19 protein-coding genes are annotated in these 21,007 nt (G+C 72.2%); 14 read left to right on the top strand and 5 right to left on the bottom strand.

Going from position 1 to position 21,007, the window contains the following annotated elements:
• Nucleotides 1–59: 59 nt before the first annotated feature.
• A complete protein-coding gene (uvrB, locus tag ABH937_RS05240; protein ID WP_280688798.1) occupies nt 60–2,168 on the bottom strand; it encodes an excinuclease ABC subunit UvrB in 2,109 nt (702 codons plus the stop codon).
• Nucleotides 2,169–2,204: 36 nt separating this feature from the next.
• Entirely contained in the window at nt 2,205–3,302 is a 1,098-nt protein-coding gene (zapE, locus tag ABH937_RS05235) for a cell division protein ZapE (RefSeq protein ID WP_370217356.1), read from the bottom strand.
• Here zapE and ABH937_RS05230 point away from each other — a divergent pair.
• From ABH937_RS05230 to ABH937_RS05200, 7 genes are all read left to right on the top strand, one after another.
• Nucleotides 3,301–4,068, top strand: coding sequence for a pyrimidine reductase family protein (locus tag ABH937_RS05230; RefSeq protein ID WP_280688796.1), 768 nt, complete (start codon nt 3,301–3,303; stop codon nt 4,066–4,068). The genes zapE and ABH937_RS05230 overlap by 2 nt on opposite strands.
• Nucleotides 4,069–4,183: 115 nt before the next feature.
• On the top strand, nt 4,184–4,642 hold the full coding sequence (locus tag ABH937_RS05225) for an indole-3-glycerol phosphate synthase (protein ID WP_280688795.1): 459 nt from the start codon (nt 4,184–4,186) through the stop codon (nt 4,640–4,642).
• Nucleotides 4,643–4,926: 284 nt separating this feature from the next.
• Nucleotides 4,927–6,339, top strand: a complete 1,413-nt coding sequence (gene murC / locus ABH937_RS05220) for a UDP-N-acetylmuramate--L-alanine ligase (protein WP_370217502.1) — start codon at nt 4,927–4,929, stop codon at nt 6,337–6,339.
• A gap of 12 nt (nt 6,340–6,351) precedes the next feature.
• Nucleotides 6,352–6,756: a peptide-methionine (R)-S-oxide reductase MsrB gene (gene msrB, locus ABH937_RS05215; protein WP_280688793.1), complete on the top strand. Its 405-nt coding sequence runs from the start codon at nt 6,352–6,354 to the stop codon at nt 6,754–6,756.
• Between the two features lie 130 nt (nt 6,757–6,886).
• Nucleotides 6,887–7,804 (top strand): hypothetical protein, encoded by a 918-nt coding sequence (locus ABH937_RS05210; protein ID WP_280688792.1) that lies wholly within the window; start codon nt 6,887–6,889, stop codon nt 7,802–7,804.
• A 74-nt stretch (nt 7,805–7,878) separates the two neighbouring features.
• Complete coding sequence (locus tag ABH937_RS05205) at nt 7,879–8,379, top strand: SigE family RNA polymerase sigma factor (protein WP_280688791.1); 501 nt, start codon at nt 7,879–7,881, stop codon at nt 8,377–8,379.
• A gap of 81 nt (nt 8,380–8,460) precedes the next feature.
• Nucleotides 8,461–9,246 (top strand): TIGR04222 domain-containing membrane protein, encoded by a 786-nt coding sequence (locus ABH937_RS05200; RefSeq protein WP_280688790.1) that lies wholly within the window; start codon nt 8,461–8,463, stop codon nt 9,244–9,246.
• A gap of 33 nt (nt 9,247–9,279) precedes the next feature.
• On the opposite strand, the gene hemQ is transcribed toward ABH937_RS05200, so the two are convergent.
• The gene (gene hemQ, locus ABH937_RS05195) at nt 9,280–9,993 is read right to left on the bottom strand and encodes a hydrogen peroxide-dependent heme synthase (protein ID WP_280688789.1); all 714 of its coding nucleotides are present in this window, start codon (nt 9,991–9,993) and stop codon (nt 9,280–9,282) included.
• A gap of 4 nt (nt 9,994–9,997) precedes the next feature.
• Complete coding sequence (gene hemG, locus ABH937_RS05190) at nt 9,998–11,428, bottom strand: protoporphyrinogen oxidase (RefSeq protein WP_370217353.1); 1,431 nt, start codon at nt 11,426–11,428, stop codon at nt 9,998–10,000.
• A 134-nt stretch (nt 11,429–11,562) separates the two neighbouring features.
• On the opposite strand from hemG, the gene ABH937_RS05185 reads away from it, so the two are divergent.
• Complete coding sequence (locus ABH937_RS05185) at nt 11,563–12,486, top strand: DUF4349 domain-containing protein (RefSeq protein ID WP_370217351.1); 924 nt, start codon at nt 11,563–11,565, stop codon at nt 12,484–12,486.
• On the opposite strand, the gene hemE is transcribed toward ABH937_RS05185, so the two are convergent.
• The gene (gene hemE, locus ABH937_RS05180) at nt 12,487–13,557 is read right to left on the bottom strand and encodes a uroporphyrinogen decarboxylase (RefSeq protein ID WP_370217501.1); all 1,071 of its coding nucleotides are present in this window, start codon (nt 13,555–13,557) and stop codon (nt 12,487–12,489) included. It abuts the gene before it with no gap.
• 208 nt (nt 13,558–13,765) lie between these two features.
• Between hemE and ABH937_RS05175 the strand changes: the two genes are divergently transcribed.
• The 6 genes from ABH937_RS05175 (at nt 13,766) to ABH937_RS05150 (ending at nt 20,996) form a co-directional block, all read left to right on the top strand.
• Nucleotides 13,766–14,440: a DUF3000 domain-containing protein gene (locus ABH937_RS05175; protein ID WP_370217350.1), complete on the top strand. Its 675-nt coding sequence runs from the start codon at nt 13,766–13,768 to the stop codon at nt 14,438–14,440.
• A gap of 335 nt (nt 14,441–14,775) precedes the next feature.
• Entirely contained in the window at nt 14,776–15,492 is a 717-nt protein-coding gene (locus ABH937_RS05170) for a response regulator transcription factor (RefSeq protein WP_280688785.1), read from the top strand.
• A 113-nt stretch (nt 15,493–15,605) separates the two neighbouring features.
• A complete protein-coding gene (locus tag ABH937_RS05165; protein ID WP_370217349.1) occupies nt 15,606–16,850 on the top strand; it encodes an HRDC domain-containing protein in 1,245 nt (414 codons plus the stop codon).
• A gap of 190 nt (nt 16,851–17,040) precedes the next feature.
• Nucleotides 17,041–18,261: an acetyl-CoA C-acyltransferase gene (locus ABH937_RS05160; RefSeq protein WP_280688783.1), complete on the top strand. Its 1,221-nt coding sequence runs from the start codon at nt 17,041–17,043 to the stop codon at nt 18,259–18,261.
• Complete coding sequence (locus ABH937_RS05155) at nt 18,258–20,384, top strand: 3-hydroxyacyl-CoA dehydrogenase NAD-binding domain-containing protein (protein ID WP_370217348.1); 2,127 nt, start codon at nt 18,258–18,260, stop codon at nt 20,382–20,384. Before ABH937_RS05160 ends, ABH937_RS05155 begins: the two co-directional genes overlap by 4 nt.
• Before the next feature lie 168 nt (nt 20,385–20,552).
• Nucleotides 20,553–20,996 carry an SPW repeat protein gene (locus tag ABH937_RS05150; RefSeq protein ID WP_280688781.1) on the top strand — a complete coding sequence of 148 codons (444 nt, stop codon included), beginning with the start codon at nt 20,553–20,555 and terminating at the stop codon, nt 20,994–20,996.
• Nucleotides 20,997–21,007 lie beyond the last annotated feature (11 nt).

Genomic DNA, 21,007 nt, shown 5'->3' with positions numbered 1-21,007 from the left:
AACCCTAGGCCCTGGGGGACGGCCCCACCAGGGCCGCCCCCGGCGCGTCAAGGGGTGCGCTAGGCGATTCCGGCCTCCTTGAGCCGGCGCAGCTCCTTCTTCAGTTCCTTGACCTCGTCCCGCAACCTGGCGGCCACCTCGAACTGCAGTGCGGCCGCGGCCGCGTGCATCCGCTCGGTCATCTCCTGGATGGTCCCGGCCAGTTCGACCGCCGGCAGGCTGCCGCTCCTGGCCCGGTCGGCCGCCCGGTCGGCGCTCAGCGCGGGGACCGGAGCCTTGCCCTTGGCCTTGGCGTCGTCCCGGTAGCCGGTGCTGAGCAGCTCCTCGGTGTCCACCTCCTCGCGGGCCAGGGTGTCCAGGATGTCGCCGATCTTCTTGCGCAGCGGCTGCGGGTCGATGCCGTGCTTCTCGTTGTAGGCCTGCTGGACGGCGCGGCGACGGTTGGTCTCGTCGATCGCCTTCGCCATCGCCGCGGTGATCTTGTCCGCGTACATGTGGACCTGGCCGGAGACGTTTCGGGCGGCGCGGCCGATGGTCTGGATCAGCGAGGTGCCGGAGCGCAGGAAGCCCTCCTTGTCCGCGTCCAGGATCGCCACCAGGGAGACCTCCGGCAGGTCCAGGCCCTCACGGAGCAGGTTGATGCCGACCAGCACGTCGTACTTGCCGGCCCGCAGCTCGCGCAGCAGCTCGATCCGGCGCAGCGTGTCGATGTCGCTGTGCAGGTAGCGGACCCGGATGTCCAGGCCGAGCAGGTAGTCGGTGAGGTCCTCGGACATCTTCTTGGTGAGCGTGGTGACCAGCACCCGCTCGTCCCGCTCGACCCGCAGCCGGATCTCGTGCACCAGGTCGTCGATCTGGCCCTCGGTCGGCTTGACGATCACCTCGGGGTCGATCAGGCCGGTCGGGCGGATGATCTGCTCGACCTGGCCGTCGCCACGGGACAGCTCGTACGGTCCGGGGGTGGCCGAGAGGTAGACGGTCTGGCCGACCCGCCCCAGGAACTCCTCCCACTTCAGCGGCCGGTTGTCCAGCGCGGAGGGCAGCCGGAAGCCGTGCTCGACCAGGGTGCGCTTGCGCGAGGCGTCGCCCTCGTACATCGCGCCGATCTGCGGGACCGTCACGTGGGACTCGTCGATGACCAGGAGGAAGTCCTCCGGGAAGTAGTCGAGCAGCGTGTTGGGCGCGGTGCCCGGCTCGCGGCCGTCGAAGTGCATCGAGTAGTTCTCCACGCCGGAGCAGCTGCCGATCTGGCGGAGCATCTCGATGTCGTAGGTGGTGCGCATCCGCAGCCGCTGGGCCTCCAGCAGTTTGCCCTGCTTCTCCAGGGTGGCCAGCCGCTCCGCCAGCTCCCGCTCGATGCCGTTGACCGCGCGCTCCATCCGCTCCGGGCCGGCCACGTAGTGGGTGGCTGGGAAGACGTGGATGGCGTCGTGCTGCTTGATGATCTCGCCGGTGAGCGGGTGCAGGGTGTAGAGCGACTCGATCTCGTCGCCGAACATCTCGATCCGCAGCGCCAGTTCCTCGTAGACCGGGAAGATCTCCACGGTGTCGCCGCGCACCCGGAAGGTGCCGCGGGTGAAGGCCAGGTCGTTGCGGGTGTACTGGATGTCGACGAAGCGGCGCAGCAGCGCGTCCCGGTCGATCTCCTCACCGACCCTGAGCTGCACCATCCGGTCCACGTACTCCTGCGGGGTGCCGAGACCGTAGATGCAGGAGACCGAGGCGACCACCACGACGTCCCGACGGGTGAGCAGCGAGTTGGTGGCCGAGTGGCGCAGCCGCTCGACCTCCTCGTTGATCGAGGAGTCCTTCTCGATGTACGTATCGGTCTGCGGGACGTACGCCTCGGGCTGGTAGTAGTCGTAGTACGAGACGAAGTACTCGACCGCGTTGTTCGGCAGCAGCTCGCGGAACTCGTTGGCCAGCTGGGCGGCGAGCGTCTTGTTCGGCGCCATCACCAGGGTGGGCCGCTGGAGCTTCTCGATCATCCAGGCGGTGGTGGCCGACTTGCCGGTGCCGGTGGCGCCCAGCAGGACGACGTCCTGCTCGCCCGCGCGGACGCGGCGCTCCAGCTCGGCGATGGCCGCCGGCTGGTCGCCGTTCGGCTGGTAGGGGCTGACGACCTCGAAGGGCGTCGTGGTCCGCTCAATGCTCGTGATGGGTCGCACGGTCCCACCGTACGACCCGGCACCGACAGTCCGGATCTATCGAGCTGAATCCCGGGCGAGCGCGACCAGGCGGGAGATCGCGCGCAGGTACTTCTTGCGGTAGCCGCCCTTCAGCATCTCCTCGGAGAAGACCTGGTCGAACGGGATGCCGGAGGCGGTGACCGGCAGCTCGCGGTCGTACATCCGGTCGGCCAGCACCACCAGGCGCAGCGCCGTCGACTGGTCGTCCACCGGCCGCACCCCGCGCAGGAAGACCGCGTGCACATCGTCGAGCAGCGCGCCGTACCTGCTGGGGTGCACCACCGAGAGGTGGGCCAGCAGGTCGCCGAAGTCGTCCAGCGCGGCGCCCGGGGTGCCGGCGGCGCGCTGGGTCACCTGGTCGTCGGAGTACGGCGGCGGGGCGGCCGGCAGACCGCGGTGGCGGTAGTCCTGGCCGTCGATCCGCAGCGGGCGGAAGTGCGCCGAGAGCCCCTGGATCTCGCGCAGGAAGTCGGTGGCCGCGAACCGGCCCTCGCCCAGCTTCTCCGGCAGGGTGTTGGAGGTGGCGGCCAGCTTGACCCCGGCCTCCACCAGCCGCGACAGCAGCGTGGAGACCAGCACCGTGTCACCCGGGTCGTCCAGCTCGAACTCGTCGATGCAGAGCAGCTTGTGGCCGGAGAGCGTCCGCACGGCCTGCTGGAAGCCCAGCGCGCCGACCAGGTTGGTCAGCTCGACGAAGGTGCCGAAGGCCTTGGGGCCCGGCGCCGCGTGCCAGAGCGAGGCCAGCAGGTGGGTCTTGCCGACGCCGTAGCCGCCGTCCAGGTAGACGCCGTCCGGGCCGGCCGGTGGCGCCGCCTTGCGGAACCAGCCGCGCTTGGGCGCCTGGACCGCGTTCAGGCCGGCCGCGAACTCCTCCAGCACGGTGACCGCCCCGGCCTGGCTGGGCTGGGTGGTGTCCGGCAGGTAGGACCCGAAGCTGACGCCGGCGAATCGCGGCGGCGGGACCATCTCCGCGACCAGGCGCTCGGCCGGAACCACCGGACGGCGCTCGGTCAGCGCGAGCGGGGAGCCGGTGACCGTACCGACTATGGCTTCAGGGTGGGAGGCTGCGGGCACGGTAGTCAAGAGTACGCGTCGTGGAAGACTGCCAGACATGCGCCAGCTGATCCGTCCGTCACACTCCGCCGACCACGCCGATCCCGCCGCGCTGGAGGCGTTGGCCGACACCTACGCCTATCCCGAGCAGGTGGCCGCGGGCCGGCCCTGGCTGCGGGCCAACATGGTCGGCTCGCTGGACGGGGCCGCGAAGCTCTCCGGCCTCTCCGAAGGGCTCTCCGGCGACGCCGACAAGCGGATCTTCGGCGTGCTGCGGGCACTCGCCGACGTGGTGCTGGTGGGCGCGGAGACGGTCCGGGCCGAGGGCTACCGTCCGGCCAGGGCGCGCGCCGACTTCGCGGCGGCGCGCGCGGCCGCCGGGCAGGCGCCGGCGCCGGTGATCGCGATCGTCAGCCGCAGCCTGGTGCTGGACCTGGACGCACCGCTGTTCACCGAAGCGCTGGTGCGCACCGTGGTGATCGCGCCCGAGGACGCCCCGGCGGCCGCGCTGACCGCGGTGCGGAAGGTGGCCGACGTGATCACGACGGGTCGCGGCGGGGTCGACCTCACGGCGGCCCAGGCCGAGCTGACCGCGCGCGGCTGGACCCGGCAGCTCACTGAGGGCGGCCCCCGCCTGCTGGCCCAGCTGGCCGCCGACGGGCTGCTGGACGAGCTGTGCCTGTCGCTGGCCCCGCTGCTGACCGCCGGGGACGCGCCACGGATCATGCACGGTGTGGAAATGGCTGACGCACAGCGGATGCGGCTGGTCTCATTGATCGAGCAGAAAGGTTTCCTCTTCACTCGCTACTGCCGTACCCCCGAGTAACCGCCCACTCTCCAGGTGGCCCGTGCGCCACATGTGCCGCGTGAGGAAAGCTTCCTCCGGGCAGTATGGGAGGGGACACCGGACCCCGGGGGCCTGTAACACGGAAGGGACTCTAGTGTTCAAAACCGTACTGATGATCGAAAAGGCGCTCTCCGACGCCGATGTGGAGCTGGTCACCACCCTGCACGGTGAGGAGAAGGTCTCGTTCGTCGTCCTGATGCAACCGCGCGGCAAGCAGGACGAACTGCTGCGCTCCCTCGACGACGTGGCGCTCGGGCATCTCGACAAGGCGGTGCACGAGCACGACGAGGCGAACGGACCGGCGGTGGTCGCCGAGTCGCTCGAGCACAGCCTGCGCCACCTGCGGCAGGCCGGCGCCGAGGCGGCCGGCCAGGTGGTCGAGGCCGACCCGCTGGACACCCTGCGCACGGTGGTCGAGGAGTCCTCGGCGGACGAGGTCCTGGTGCTGACCGCGCCGCACTTCGTGGAGGAGTTCTTCCACCGCGACTGGGCCTCCAAGGCCCGGCACAAGGTCGGCGTGCCGGTGCTGAAGCTCTTCGCCAGCGAGGCCTGACCCACCCGGCGGCCCCGAGCGGCGACACCCTCGCGGGCATGGGGCCCGGTCCCCTGACATGGGGCCTGGTGACCCGCTCCTCCGCTGCGGGCGGGTCCCGCCTCGCCCCCAGCTTTCGGCCGGAAGGTGCCCCCACCTCGGCGGCCCCCACGCTCCACTGCGTCGCGGGTCAGTCGCCCGGCTGGTGGCAGAATCGTCCTTGCGGGAATGCCCGCGAGGACGATTCGCCATTTCAGCTCGCCTCTTCAGCTCTGGAGACTGCCTTGAACGACGCCGCCCACGACCTGCACGCCCCGCACTTCATCGGAATCGGCGGGGCCGGCATGTCGGGTCTTGCGAAGATCCTCGCGGTGCGTGGCGCCAAGGTCTCCGGCAGTGACGCGAAGGAGTCCGAGACCGTGCTCGCGTTGCGCGAGCTGGGCGCCGCCGTCCAGGTCGGCCACGCCGCCGAGAACGTGCCGGACGGCGCCAGCAGCATCGTGATCTCCAGCGCGATCCGGTCCGACAACCCCGAGCTGGTGGCCGCCCGCGAGCGCGGCATCCCGGTGGTGCACCGCTCGGACGCGCTGGCCGCGCTGATGGGCGGGCGGCGCGCGCTGGCGGTGGCCGGCACGCACGGCAAGACCACCACCACCAGCATGCTGGCCGTCGCGCTCGGCGAGCTGGGCCTGGACCCGTCCTACGCGATCGGCGGCGACCTGGACGCCCCCGGCAGCAACGCGCAGCACGGCACCGGCGAGATCTTCGTGGCCGAGGCGGACGAGAGCGACCGCAGCTTCCACAAGTACGCGCCCGAGGTGGCGATCATCCTCAACGTGGAGCTCGACCACCACGCCAACTACGCGTCGATGGACGAGATCTACGACTCCTTCGAGACCTTCGTCGCCCGGATCGAGCCCGGCGGCACCCTGGTGATCTCCGCCGACCACGGGGGCGCCCGCGAGCTGACCGCACGGGTGGCCGGCCGCGACGGCCTGACCGCCGCGGGGGTGCGGATCGTCACCGTCGGAGCCGCCGAGGACGCCACCGTACGGGTGGTCTCGGTGGCCGCGCGCGGCATGACCAGCGAGGTCACCGTCGAGCTGGACGGCCGCGAGCTGGCCTTCACCGTCTCGGTGCCCGGGCGGCACTACGCACACAACGCCGTCGCCGCCCTGGCCGCCGGTGTCGCGCTCGGCGTGCCGGCCGAGGACCTGGCCAAGGCGCTCGGCTCGTACACCGGCGTGCGCCGGCGCCTGCAGCTCAAGGGCGAGGCGCGCGGCGTGCAGGTGATCGACTCCTACGCGCACCACCCCACCGAGATGACCGCCGACCTGGAGGCGATCCGGGAGGCCGGCGCCGGCCGGGTGCTGGTGGTCTTCCAGCCACACCTGTTCAGCCGGACCCAGCAGCTGGCCGAGGAGATGGGCCAGGCCCTGGCGCTGGCCGACGCCTCGGTGGTGCTCGACATCTACCCGGCGCGCGAGGACCCGATCCCGGGCGTGACCAGCGAGCTGATCATCGACGCGGCCCGCCGCGCGGGTGCCGAGGTGACCGCCGAACACGACTTCGCGGCCGCCGCCGCGGCGCTGGCCGAGCTGGCCGCACCGGGCGACCTGGTGCTGACCATGGGCGCCGGCGACGTGACCAACCTGGGACCGGCGATCTTGGACGAAATCGGGAATGGCCTGGAGCGGCTGGCTGCTGATGCGGTCTGAAGGAGGTCAGAGATGAGCTACGAGATCGAGAAGACCGAGGGCGAGTGGCGAGCCCAACTCAGCCCGCAGGAGTACCACGTGCTGCGTGAGGCGGGCACCGAGCGCCCGTTCGTCGGCGAGTACACCGACACCAAGACGGTGGGCGTGTACAGCTGCCGGGCCTGCGGCAGTGAACTGTTCAGCTCGGAGACCAAGTTCGAGAGCCACTGCGGCTGGCCCTCCTACTACGCGCCGCTGGCCGAGGACCGGGTCCAGTACATCGAGGACACCACGATGGGCATGCGCCGGGTCGAGGTCCGCTGCGCGCGTTGCGGCGGCCACCTGGGCCACGTCTTCGAGGGCGAGGGCTATGAAACGCCGACCGACCAGCGGTACTGCATCAACAGCATCTCGCTGACCCTGCGGCCGGCCGAGTAGCGCGTCGATTTCGATTGCTGTCCCGCGGTTGCGACCGAACCGCCGGTCCGACCCGTCCTGGTGAGCAGAGCCCGCAGCAGCGGGTCCGCACAGCCGGCGTGCGACCGACATCAGAGGGACAGCAATCGACATGAACGAAAACGAGAGCGACGGGTTCCGACCCGACGAGTTTCATCATGCGCTGGACACCGAGCTCGCCGCGCTCAACGGACCGCCGCTGGGCGACGTCGTCACGCTGGCCACCCAGCGCGGACGCCGGCAGCGGCGGCGGCGGACCGTGGGCGCGGTCACCGGCTCGGTGACCGCCGTGGCCGTCGCGGCGAGCGTGCTGGTCGGGGTGCTGGGCAGCGGGCCGGCTCACCGGGCCGAGCTGAGCGCGGCCGCGGCCGGTACGCCGTCGGCTTCCGCGACGCCCAGCGCGGCCGGTACGCCGTCGAGTTCCGCGACACCCAGCGCGCCCGGTGCGCCATCGGTTGTCACGGCGTCTCCCACGCCCGGGGCCCCCAGCGCCTCCGCCGCAACGTCGTCCGGCGTGCTGGTCCCGGACAGCCCGGCCGGCCTGCTGGACGCGGTGCTGCACGCCCTGCCGAGCGGACTCAGCACGGACAACTACTCGGCCAAGCTGGGCGGTTCGCAGAGTCCCAGCCCCTACGTCAGCCTCAACGTGCACACGGCGCAGGGCACGGCCCAGTTGGAGGTCGCGGCCTTCAAGTCGCAGTACTCGTTCTGCCAGCCGGGTGACTGGCCCGCCGGCTACAGCTACCGCTGCTCGACCACGCCCAGCGGCGAGCAGTTCGAGGTGGTGTCCAACCCGGCCGCCTGCTTCCAGCACTCGATCATCGTGCTGCGGCGGCACGACGGCGTCGACGTCACGGTCTGGATGCCCAACTGCACCGGCGCGGCCGGCATCACGAGCCCGGCCGTGGCGCCACTGACCCAGGAGCAGGCGCTCGCCCTGGCCGGCACGCCCGCGATCAACTACCTGATGCCGGCCTCGTTCGTCCAGGCCGCCGACGCGAAGTACCCCGACCTGCCCATCACCAAGTAACCGCACCATCACCGCCGCGGCCCCGAACGGGGTCGCGGCTCCCCCCTTTTCCACCCACCGAGACCGGGAGACCGATGGTGCGCAACGAAGCCGACTTCACCGCCTTCGCCGAGGCGAACGTCACCCGCCTGCGGCAGATCGCCTACCTGATGTGCCGGGACTGGCACTTGGCCCAGGATCTGACCCAGAGCACCCTCACCAAGATGTACGTGGCCTGGAACCGGCTGGCCCGGCACGGCAGCGACCCGTTCGGCTACGCCCGCAAGGTGCTGCTCAACACGCTGCTCGACCACAAACGGCTGCGCAGCAGCAGCGAGTTGGCCGTGGATCAGCTGCCGGACCTGCCGCACCCGGGCGACCCGACGGCCGACCGGCTCACCCTGCTGAACGCGCTGGCGCTGCTGCCCAAACGGGAGCGGGCGATCGTGCTGCTGCGCTACTGGGAGGACCAGAGCGTGGAACAGACCGCCGAGATCCTCGGGTTGAGCACCTCGGTGGTGAAGTCGCAGAGCATGCGCGCCCTCACCGTGCTGCGCGGGCACCTGGGCACGGACCGGGCGGTGCTGTTCAGCTGAAGAGCACCGCGCCGGTCACGATTCGGTATCGTGCCCACGGTTTCTTCCCAGCTCGCGCTCATGAGGTCTAGAACAGGGCCCATGTGGTTGCTCTTCCTGGTCCCGGCCTGCGTCGTCGCGGTTCTCGCCTGTCTGCGTCTGGTCCGGGCCGCCGCCTCGGCCGACGCGTCGGTGGGGTTGACGGAGGAGGAGACGGACCAGGTGGCGATCGGGCTCTACGAGACGGCGTACCTGGCCGGCGGCCCGGAGCGGGTGGTGGACCTCGCGCTGGTGCTGATGAACGGGCGCGGCCGGCTGCACCTGGCGCACACCGGCTGGACCACGGTGGTCGACCCGCAGGGCCGCAGCCGCCTGGAGCGCGCGCTGATCAGCGAGATAGGCCCGGAGGGGCAGTGCCGGACGGCGGAGCTGCGCGAGGCGCTCAGCGAGCATCCGACGGTGGCCGAAATCGGCGCCCGGCTCTCGCTGGCGGGCCTGGCCACCCCGGCGGGGATCCGCGAGAGCACGATGCTGGCGGTGCGTCAGGTCCGCCAGGCGCTGCTGCTCTCGGCGGTGCTGCTGGTCGCGGCGATGACGCTGACCGGGCCCGGGCGGCACGACAGCGCCGCCACCCTGGCCTGGTTCTCGCTGCCGCTGATCCTCACCACCGGCACCCTGCTGATGGCCCGGGTGGACGTGCACCCCTACACCCGCTGGGCCGCCCCGGCCGGCGACCAGGTCCTGCGCGAGCTGCGCCGCCGCCCCCGCCGCGCGAGCAGCGAGGGCGCGGGCACGCGCGACGCCGAGCGCCTGCTGCTCACGGCGGTGGCGATCGACGGCGCGGACGCGCTGCAGGACGCCCGCCTGCGGATGGCGCTGCGGGGTTAGCCGAGCCCGCCGTCAGGCGTCAGGCGTCAGGGATCAGACCAGGCCGTTCAGCAGCTCGCTGATCGGCTTGCGGCGACCGGTGAAGAACGGCACCTCCTCGCGCACGTGCAGGCGCGCGCGGGACGGGCGCAGGTCGCGCATCAGGTCCACGATCCGGTGCAGTTCGTCCGCCTCGAAGGCGAGCAGCCACTCGTAGTCGCCGAGCGCGAACGAGGCGACCGTGTTGGCCCGCACGTCCGGGTAGCCACGGGCCATCTGGCCGTGCTCGGCGAGCATCGCCCGGCGCTCGTCGTCCGGCAGCAGGTACCACTCGTAGGAGCGGACGAACGGGTAGACGCAGACGTACTCGCGGGCGTGCTCGTCGGCGAGGAAGGCCGGGATGTGCGACTTGTTGAACTCGGCGGGGCGGTGCAGCGCCATGTTCGACCAGACCGGCTTGAGCAGGCGGCCGAGCCCGGTGCGGCGGAAGCGGTTGTACGCCTCCTGCAGGTCGTCGGAGTCGGCGGCGTGCCACCAGATCATCAGATCGGCGTCGGCGCGCAGGCCCGAGACGTCGTAGCTGCCGCGCACCGTGACGTCCTTGGCGGCCAGCTGCTCGAACAGTTCCTCGACCTCGGTGGCCAGCGCGGCGCGGTCCTCGGGGAGCGCGTCCTTCAGCTGGAACACCGACCACATGGTGTAGCGGATGACCTGGTTCAGGTCCCGGGCCTTCTTCTTCTGCGACGTCTGCTCAGCGGTATCGGTCATGCCCTCATTCTCCCTTTCGCGCGCTCTGCCCCGGCGCCGGGGTCGACAATTCGTCGACGGCGCGCCGGGCGCTCGCCACGCAGGCCGGAATGCCCACGCCGTCGTAGGCCGCGCCCGCCAGCGCGAGGCCGCCCAGGCCCCGGACGGCGGCCCGGATCCGGCCGACCCGCTCCTGGTGACCCACCGGGTACTGCGGCAGGCCGGCCCGCCACCGGTCGACCGAGCTCGCGTACGGGCGGGCGCTCAGGCCCACCGCCGCGCGCAGGTCGGCCAGCGAGCGGGCGACCAGTTCGGCGTCGTCCAGGTCGAGCGCCGCCTCCTCGCGGTAGCGACCGAGCGAGGTGCGCAGCACGAAGCTGTCGGGGGCGGCGCTCGCCAGCCAGCCCCACTTCCGGCTGGAGAAGGTGGCGGCCTTGATCGAGCGGCCGTCCACCGGGGGGACCAGGAATCCGCTGCCCGGCGGCGGATCGGCCAGTTCGGTGCGGTCGAAGGCGAGGGTGACCAGGGCCATCCCGGCGTACTCGATCGCGGCCAACTCGGCGGCGGCGCCCGGCGCGTCGGCGGCCAGCAGCTTGGCGGCGACGGGCGCGGGGACGGCGAGCAGCACGGCGTCGAACGCCTCGCCGTCGACCAGCCAGCCCTCGGGGGTGCGGCGCAGCTCGCCGACCGGCGTGCGCAACCGCAGTTGGACGCCGGCCCGCTCGCAGGCGGCGGCGACGGCGGTGGGCAGGGTGCCGATCCCGCCGCGCAGGCCCTGGAAGACCGGGCCGCCGGCCTGCGGGCGGTCCAGCAGCGCGTGCACGCCGCCGACCAGCGACCCGCCGCCCTGGGCGATCGCGAGCAGTTGCGGGACGGCGGCGCGCAGCGAGATCTCCGCGGCGCGGCCCGCGTAGACACCGCCGAGCAGCGGCTCGACCAGCCGGTCCACCACCTCCTGGCCGAGCCGCTCGGCCACGAAGGCGCCGATCGCCACATCCGCGCCGCCCGCCACGCCCTGGCCGATCGAGGCGACCGCGGCCGGCCGCTCGGCCCGCACCCGGGCCAGGCCCTCGGGGCTGAGCACGCCGGAGGCGGCGAGCGCGTCGAGGTCGCCGGGGACGCCCATCAGCTGCCCGCCGGGCAGCGGGTGCAGCGCACCCCTGGTCCACAGGGCGGCCTTGGCGGTGCTCGGGGGTTCCAGGGCGTCGGCCAGGCCGACCTGCCGGGCGAGTTCGACGGCCTCGGGGCGGCGGGCCAGCATCGACTCGGCGCCGAGGTCCACCTGGATCCCGCCCACCTCGCCGGTGCGCAGCTTGCCGCCCAGGTACGCGCCGGCCTCCAGCAGGGTGACCCGTGCGCGAGCCGGCCCGCCGGCCACGCCGGCCAGGTGGGCGGCCGCGGCCAGCCCGGCGATGCCGCCGCCGATCACGGCGACCTTGGGAAGTGCTTCTGCCATGCCCCGCAGTCTCCCAGACGGCCCTGGTCCGAATGGTGATCGGGCTGAGACGCAGTCGCAACCCGAGACCTGAAACCCCGTCAACTGCCGGGCCGTCCAACCGGACACGTGTCAGCGGGAGGGGAATCCAGAGCATGAGCATGAGCGGGATCAGCAGAGCCGGCGCCGCGCTGGCGGCCGCCGCCGTCCTGGCGCTCGCCGGGTGCAGCGCGGACGGCGGCGGGAACAGCGCGGTGGCGGGGCCCCAGGCGGCACAGGCACCCCAGCCGGCCCAGGCCGCGCCCGGGCAGGCCGCCGGCCAGCCCGCCAAGGCCGGGGCCGCCGGGTCGGCCCCGGGCGCGAGCGCGGCGCCCGCTGCGGATCCGCGGGCGATCGCCTACACCGGGCAGCTCGGCCTGCGGGTGGACAGCATCGACGGCACGGTCCAGCGGGCGGAGGACCTGGCCACCCGGCAGTCCGGCTTCGTCGAACACGAGAACTCCGGGGACTCGGGCAGCGCGGAGGTGGTGTTGCGGATCCCGTCGGCGGCCTTCCAGCAGAGCTTCGACCAGCTGGCCGGCTTCGGCACGGTGCTGAGTCGCTCCACCCAGGCCGACGACCTCACCCAGCAGGTGGCGGACGTCGACAGCCGGGTGAAGAGCCAGCAGGCCAGCGTGGACCGGGTCCGCCAGTTGATGTCGCAGGCCGCCTCGCTGAACGACATCGTCACCCTGGAGGGGGAGCTGAGCAGCCGCGAGGCCGCGCTGGAGTCGCTGCAGGCCCAGCAGCAGCAACTGGCCACCCAGACCTCGCTCTCCACCATCACGGTGGACCTACAGGTGCGGCAGCAGCCGGCCGCGGTGGTCGGGCCCCGGCCGAAGCCCGGGCGCGGCTTCTGGGGCTCGGTCGGGCACGCGCTGGCGGGCGGCTGCCTGGTCCTGGTCGCCGTGCTGCGCACGCTGCTGGTCGTGCTGGCGGCCGCGGCGCCGTTCCTGGCCGTCGCGGCGCCGGTGCTCTGGTTCGTCCTGCGCCGGCGCCGGGCGGCTGCTCGCGTGGAGCAGCCCGAACCGGCCGAGTGATCAGCGCGCGCTGGCCTCGTGCACGAAGGCGACCAGGCGGCTGAGCGCGTCCGGGTCCATGCTCGGCAGCACGCCGTGGCCCAGGTTGAAGATGTGGCCGGTGCCGCCCAGCGCGGAGGCCGCGTGCAGCACCTCGCGGGCCTTGGTCTCCACCACGTGGGTCGGCGCGAAGAGCACCGCCGGGTCGAGGTTGCCCTGCAGCGCCTTGCCGAGCCCGACCCGGCGGGCCGCCTCGCCCAGCGGCACCCGCCAGTCGACGCCGACCACGTCGGCGCCGGCCCGGCCCATCAGGCCGAGCAGCTCACCGGTGCCGACACCGAAGTGGATCCGGGGCACCCCGAGGTCGGCGACCGAGTCGAAGACCTTGGTGCTGGCCGGCATGACGGAGCGTCGGTAGTCGTCCGGCGCCAGCGAGCCCACCCAGGAGTCGAAGAGCTGGACGGCCGAGACGCCCGCCGCGATCTGCACCTTGAGGAAGGCGGAGGTGATCTGGGCCAGCCGGTCGACCAGCTCGGCCCACAGCTCCGGCTCGCCGTACATCATGGCCTTGGTGCGCTCGTGGTTCTTCGACGGACCGCCCTCGACCAGGTAACTGGCCAGCGTGTACGGGGCGCCGGCGAAGCCGATCAGCGGGGTCTGGCCCAACTCGTCGACCAGCAGGCCGACCGCCTCGGTGATGTAGGGCACGTCGTCCGGCTCCAGCGGGCGCAGCCGCTGCAGGTCGGCCTTGGTACGGATCGGGTCGGCGATCACCGGGCCGACGCCGGGCTTGATGTCGACGTCGATGCCGACCGCCTTGAGCGGCACCACGATGTCGCTGAAGAAGATCGCCGCGTCCACCTTGTGCCGGCGCACCGGCTGCAGGGTGATCTCCTTGACCAGCTCGGGCCGCATGCAGGACTCGAGCATCGGGATGCCCTCGCGCACCTTGAGGTACTCGGGCAGCGAGCGGCCCGCCTGACGCATGAACCAGACCGGGGTGTGCGGCACCGGCTCGTGCCGGCAGGCCCGCAGGAAGGCCGAGTCGTACGCTCGACCGCGCGCGGCGGGCTGGACTGCGGGGTTCGGCACGGCGGGCTGGGCTGCGGTCGTCTCACTCACGCCGCCATCCTCCCACGCTCCTTCTCCATGCAGGCCGCGGCCCACTCGTGGGATCGTCCAGGACCGACCGGCACCTGGCGGGACGCCGACCACCGGTGCCGGTCGCTCCACCGGCGTCGGAGTCCGGCAGGCGTGCCGCTCCGCCGGGAATCCGGGGACAGGGCCTAGTCTTCAGCTCATGGCAGCGGTCGGCGGGAACCCCGCACAACAGGGCGGAACGAGCAAGGACTCGGCGTCGATCCCCGCGGCGGAGCCGCACCCAAGTGCCTTCCGCAGCGCGGTCGAGGCGCTGACGGCGGTACGGCCGCGCCCCGAGGTGCGGCTGTCCAGCGCGCCGGCGCCGCGCCGGCTGGCCCCGTTCAGCTGGGCGGTGACCGCCGAGGTGGAGCTGGACGGCGAGGAGTTGGCCGACGGGCGGTTCGTCCTGCTGCACGACCCGGCCGGCCCGGACGCCTGGCAGGGCGAGTTCCGGGTGGTCACCATGACCCGGGCCGAGCTGGAGCCGGAGATGGCCGGCGACCCGATGCTCACCGAAGTGGGCTGGGCCTGGCTGATGGACGCGCTGCAGTCCCAGGGCGCCGGCTTCGCCGCGCCCGGCGGCACGGTGACCAGGTGCGCCTCGCAGTACTTCGGCGCGCTGGCCGAGCGGCCGGCATCCACCGAGATCGAGCTGCGGGCCTCCTGGACCCCCTCGGACGGCCGGTTCGAGCGGCATCTGACGGCCTGGGCCGAGCTGCTCTGCGTCTGTGCGGGGCTGCCCCCGAGCGCTCCCGCGCCCCTGACCACGCCGGACGCGCCGTCACTCGGCGGAGTGGTCCCGATGCCGGCCCGACGCCGGCCGCGCTCACACTGAAGGCTGACGACCCACCGCGAGCCCCGCACCCGCCCCCGGGCGGGTCGCCGGGCTGCTCACCGGGCATCCCCGGGCGACGAAACCCGTGATCAGGCGTCAACTACCCAGCGCCGACTGATCGTTTCATCCCGTTTCTGATCGATTTCTGACGATCCGTGGGCATGTCGAACCATTCTTCCGCTCGATTTGTCCGTATTGTGGCTCACCAGATCGTGATCATTCGCTAAAGCCGGGCACGAATGATGCCGAAGCAGTCTGTGACCCTTTCCACACACGGAACACTCCGACTCCTTCGCCCATCGGGGTTCCGTCCGCCACTCCCCTCAGGAGGCACGGTGTCGGTCCTGCTAGAGCACCCCGCAAACGTGGTCGCCTACCGCCCGACCAAGCCCACGGCGATGGTGGTGATCGCCGACCCCCGGGTCCGCAACACCGTCACCCGCCATCTGTGGGCACTCGGCGTGCGCGACGTCATCGAGGTCTCCTCGATCGCGGAGGCCCGCCCCCGGGTCTCCACCCCGCGCGACATCTGCGTGGCCGATGTCCACCTGCCGGACGGGTCGGGCCTGACCATCCTGGCCGAGACCCGCGCGGCGGGCTGGCCCAACGGCCTGGCGCTGTCCGCCGCCGACGACATCGGCGCGGTGCGCAGCGCGCTGGCCGGCGGCGTCAAGGGCTACGTGGTCACCGGCACCCGGACCAACATGGCGATGCCGGGCCGCCCGGGGATGCCGCTGGGCGCGGCCGGGCTGGCCGGTCGGATGCGCCGCCCGGGGATGCCCGGCGGCCCCGGTCACCTGGGCGCCCCCGGCGCCGGCGGTGCGCCCGGTGCGCCGGGAGCCGCGCCGGCCGCCTACCGCGAGCTGTCCGGCCGTGAGGTCGAGGTGCTGCGGCTGGTCGCCGAAGGGCAGTCGAACAAGGCGATCGGCGTGGCCATGGGCCTGTCCGCGCTGACCGTGAAGAGCCACCTGGCCCGGATCGCCCGCAAGCTGGGCACCGGCGACCGGGCCGGCATGGTAGCCGTCGCGCTGCGGACCGGCATCATCCACTGAGTGGCCGCGCGGCGGTCCGGAGGAACGTTTCCTCCGAACCGCCGTGCGCGTTCGGGCAGCTCCGCGACCGCCGAGCAGGGTCCCCCTGACGGGGGTCGTCGTACCCTTGGGGGGTGACCGACGCCGCTGAAGCCATCGCCCTAGAGACCGCCCCGGTGCCGCTGCTCGAACCGCGGGAAGGCCTGCCACCCGTGGTGGCGGACGAAGCCGCGCTGGCGGCCGTGGTCGAGGCTTTCGCGAGCGGGACCGGACCGGTCGCCGTCGACGCCGAACGGGCCTCCGGCTACCGCTACGGCCAGCGCGCCTACCTGATCCAGCTGCGCCGGGCCGGCGCCGGCACCGCGCTGATCGACCCGATCGCCTGCCCCGACCTGAGCGGCCTCGGGACGGCGCTGGCGGACGCCGAGTGGGTGGTGCACGCGGCGACCCAGGACCTGCCCTGCCTGGCCGAGGTCGGGATGCGGCCGCAGCGGCTCTTCGACACCGAACTCGCGGGCCGGATCGCCGGGTTCGCCCGGGTGGGCCTGGGGCCGATGACCGAGAGCGTGCTCGGCTACACGCTGGCCAAGGAGCACTCGGCGGTGGACTGGTCCACCCGCCCGCTGCCCGAGCCCTGGCTGCGCTACGCGGCTCTGGACGTCGAGGTGCTGGTCGAGCTGCGCGACGCACTCGAGCGGGAGCTGGACGCCCAGGGCAAGCTCGACTGGGCGCTGGAGGAGTTCGCCTCGATCGCCGCCGCCCCGCGCCCGGCGCCCCGGGTGGACCCCTGGCGGCGCACCTCCGGCCTGCACAAGGTGCGCCGGCGCCGGCAGTTGGCGGCCGTCCGCGAGTTGTGGCAGGCCCGGGACAAGCAGGCGCAGGAGCGGGACGTCTCGCCGGGGCGGGTGCTCTCGGACGCGGCGATCGTGTCGGCCGCGCTGGCCATGCCGACCACCGTGCAGACGCTGCAGAACCTCCAGGGCTTCGGCCCCCGGGTGCACCGGCGGCAGCTGGAGCACTGGCTGGCCGCGCTCGACCGGGCCCGGGCGGTCCCGGAGGCGCAGCTCCCGCCGGCCGCCGCCCCGCACGAGGGTCCGCCGCCGCCGCGGGCCTGGGCCGAGAAGGACCCGGTGGCCGCCGCCCGGCTCGCCGGGGCCCGCGCCGCGGTGACCGAGCTGGCCGAGCAGCACCACCTGCCGGCCGAGAACCTGATCACCCCGGACCTGATCCGCCGGGTCTCCTGGGAGCCGCCCACCGAGGCCACCGCACCCGCCGTGGCCGGCGCGCTGCGGGCGCTGGGCGCCCGGCGCTGGCAGGTCGAACTGGTGGCCCCGGTGGTGGCCGAGGCCTTCCTGGCGGCGGCACAGCCGCCGGCGTAGCGGCGGGGGCTCGGGGACGCGCCCGGGGGCAAGGCCGCACGTGGCGGGGGACACACCGGGCCGGCGGGGCCCGGCCCTGGGCAAGTTGGTTACCGACCAGTAGCATGACCGTGAAGCAGCGCTGCTCCGTGCGACTCCGTGCGAGCGCGTCTCTGCGCACCATGCCATGTCCCCTGGGAGGAGAGCCCCCGTGCCTCGTACCGCGAGGGACGTCGTCTTCGTTGACGGCGTCCGCACCCCGTTCGGCAAGGCCGGCCCGAAGGGCATCTACCACGAGACCCGCGCCGACGACATGGTCGTCAAGTGCATCCGGGAGCTCGTGCGCCGCAACCCGAACCTGCCCGTCGAGCGGATCGACGAGGTCGCCGTCGCGGCCACCACGCAGATCGGCGACCAGGGTCTGACCATCGGCCGCACCGCCGCCCTGCTCGCCGGCCTGCCGAAGTCGGTCCCCGGCTACGCCATCGACCGGATGTGCGCCGGCGCGCTGACCGCCGTCACCACCACCGCGAGCGGCATCGCCTTCGGCGCGTACGACATCGTCGTCGCCGGTGGCGTCGAGCACATGGGCCGTCACCCGATGGGCGAGGGCGTCGACCCGAACCCCCGCTTCGTCTCCGAGAAGCTGGTCGACGAGTCCGCCCTCTTCATGGGCATGACCGCGGAGAACCTGCACGACCGGTTCCCGCACATCACCAAGGAGCGCTGCGACGCCTACGCGGTGCGCTCCCAGGAGAAGGCCGCCAAGGCCTACGCCAACGGCGACATCCAGCCCGACCTGGTGCCGATCGCGATCCGCAACACCAACCCCGAGGTCGGCGAGACCGGTTGGGGCCTGTCGACCACCGACGAGCCGATGCGCCCGGGCACCACGATGGAGTCGCTGGCGAACCTCAAGACCCCGTTCCGCCCGCACGGCAACATCACCGCGGGCAACTCGGCCGGTCTCAACGACGGTGCCACCGCCTCGCTGCTGGCCGCCGAGGACGTGGCCGAGGAGCTCGGCCTGCCGATCAAGATGCGCCTGGTCGACTTCGCCTTCGCGGGCGTGGAGCCCGAGGTCATGGGCATCGGTCCGGTGCCGGCGACCGAGAAGGCGCTGGCCAAGGCCGGCCTGACGATCGAGGACATCGGCGCGTTCGAGGTCAACGAGGCGTTCGCCGTGCAGGTGCTGGCCTTCCTGGACCACTACGGCATCGCCGACGACGACGAGCGGGTCAACCCGTTCGGCGGCGCGATCGCGTTCGGCCACCCGCTGGCCTCCTCGGGCGTGCGCCTGATGAACCAGCTGGCCCGCCGCTTCGAGCAGCGCCCGGACGTCCGCTACGGCCTGACCACCATGTGCATCGGGTTCGGCATGGGCGCGACCGTCATCTGGGAGAACCCGCACTTCTCTGGGAGCACCAAGTGACCACGACTGAGCTGCTCAAGCGCGGCGCCGAGCTGTTCCCCGGCGAGGTCGTCACCACCGCGCACGTGCGCCACCTGGACCTGCCGCTGCAGGCCGGCAAGCTGGCGCTGATCACCCTGGACAACGGCTTCGACCACACCAAGCCGACCACCTTCGGCCCGGGCTCGCTGCTGAAGCTCTCCGAGGCGCTGGACCAGGTCGAGGCGGAGGCCGCCGACGGCAAGATCGTCGCCGTGGCGATCACCGGCAAGCCGTTCATCTTCGCGGTCGGCGCCGACCTCAAGGGCGTCGAGCTGCTCAAGGAGCACGGCGACGCGCTGGCCATCGGCAAGGGCGGCCACGAGGTCTTCAAGCGGATCGCCGCGCTGCCGGTGCCGAGCTTCACCTTCTACAACGGCGCCGCGATGGGCGGCGGTGTGGAGATCGGTCTGCACTGCACCTACCGCACCGTCAGCTCGGGCCTGCCGGCCTTCTCGCTGCCCGAGGTCTTCCTCGGCCTGGTCCCCGGCTGGGGCGGCTGCACCATCCTGCCGAACCTGGTCGGCCCGGCCAACGCGGTCAAGGTCATCATCGAGAACTCGATGAGCCAGAACAAGCAGCTCAAGGGCAAGGAGGTGTTCGAGCTCGGCATCGCGGACGCGATCTTCGAGCCGGCCGACTTCCTGGAGCAGTCGATCCTCTGGGCCGCCAAGGTCCTCAAGGGCGAGACGGTCGTCGAGCGCCCGGAGATCGACCGCGGCGAGAACTGGGACCAGTGCATCGCCTGGGGCCGCGCCGTCGCCGACGCCAAGGTGCACGGCGCCGCGCCGGCCGCCTACCGCGCGCTGGACATCATGGCCGCCGCCAAGAACGGCGACCTGCAGCAGGGCTTCGACGCCGAGGACGCCGCGCTGGCCGACCTGATCATGGGCGGCGAGCTGCGGGCCGGCATCTACGCCTTCAACCTGGTGCAGCGCCGGGCCAAGCGCCCGTTCGGCGCCCCGGACAAGTCGCTGGCCCGCCCGGTCACCAAGGTCGGCGTGGTCGGCGCCGGTCTGATGGCCTCTCAGCTGGCGCTGCTCTTCGCGCGCCGCCTGGAGGTGCCGGTGGTGCTCACCGACATCGACCAGGCGCGGATCGACAAGGGCGTGGGCTACGTGCACGCCGAGGTCGACAAGCTGCTGGCCAAGGGCCGGATCGGCGGCGACAAGGCCAACAAGCTCAAGGGCCTGGTCAGCGGTCACCTGGACAAGGCGACGGCGTTCGGCGACGCGGACTTCGTGATCGAGGCCGTGTTCGAGGAGATGGGCGTCAAGCAGAACGTCTTCGCCGAGCTGGAGGCGGTGGTCTCGCCGACCACCATCCTGGCGACCAACACCTCCTCGCTCTCGGTCACCGAGATGGCCTCCAAGCTGCAGCACCCGGAGCGCGTGGTCGGCTTCCACTTCTTCAACCCGGTCGCGATCCTCCCGCTGCTGGAGATCGTCCGGGCCGAGAAGACCGACGACGCCTCGCTCGCCACCGCCTTCGCGGTCGCGAAGAAGCTGAAGAAGACGGCCGTGCTCACCAAGGACGCCCCGGCGTTCGTGGTGAACCGGATCCTGACCCGCTTCATGGGCGAGATCCAGAACATCATCGACGAGGGCACCTCGTTCGAGACCGTCGAGGCGGCCGTCCAGCCGCTCGGCCTGCCGATGTCCCCGATCGCGCTGCTCGAGCTGGTCGGCCCGGCCATCGCGCTGCACGTCTCGGAGACCCTGCACGGCGCCTTCCCGGAGCGGTTCACCGTCTCCGAGAACCTCGCCGAGGTGGTCAAGGCCGGCAAGCGCGGCTTCTACATCTGGCAGGACGGCAAGCAGGTCCTCGACCCCGAGGTGCTGGAGCTGCTCTCCTTCGGCGACAGTGCGCTGACCGAGGATCAGGTCCGGGACCGGGCGCTCTCCGCCGTCGCGCAGGAGATCGGCCTGATGCTGGACGAGGGCGTCGTCGGCGAGGCGCAGGACATCGACCTGTGCATGATCACCGGCGCCGGCTGGCCCTTCCACCTGGGCGGGATCACCCCGTACCTGGACCGCGAGGGTGTCGCCGAGCGGGTGAACGGCAAGAAGTTCCTGGCCCCCGGCCTGGCCAGCGTGCCGGTCTGAGACCGCGCCCGCGACAGCGCCTGAACGCCTGAAGGGCGGCCCGCTCGATCCGAGCGGGCCGCCCTTTCGCATGCCTGAACCCCATCGGTATACATCAAATGAGGACAAAGCGCATAATACTTTTAGGCCAAGCGAGATCGGACTTGCACACCGAAGGAGGCGAGTCGTATGGCCGACGTCTCACATCGAACCGGTGACCTCTCCACCCATCCCGACATTGCGGAGATGCGGACCCGGTACGCACGCATGATGGACGGACCGCAGGGAGTCGCCGTCGACGGGCTCGTCGTGCTCGCCGGCCTCTACCTGGCCATCTCGCCCTACGTGGTGCACTTCAGCGCCGCCAGCCACGAACTGACGATCTGCAACCTGATCCTCGGGATCGGCATCGCCGCGCTCGGACTCGGCCTCACCCTCGCCCCGGCCCGGATGTTCGGGCTGACCTGGGCGATGGCCGCGACCGGCGTGTTCCTGATCATCTCCCCCTGGGTGGTGACCGTGGGGCACACGGCGACCAGGGGAATGATCTGGAACCAGGTGGTGGTCGGCGGTCTGACCTGCCTGCTCGCCTTCACCGCCGCCGGCATGGTGCTCGGTAGCCGCCGACGCTGACCGGCAGTGAC

The organism is Kitasatospora sp. GAS1066B, from assembly GCF_041262605.1.
Taxonomy (GTDB): Bacteria; Actinomycetota; Actinomycetes; order Streptomycetales; family Streptomycetaceae; genus Kitasatospora.
The sequence above is the reverse complement of the archived record's forward strand: the minus strand, read 5'-3'. Positions and strand labels throughout refer to the sequence as shown.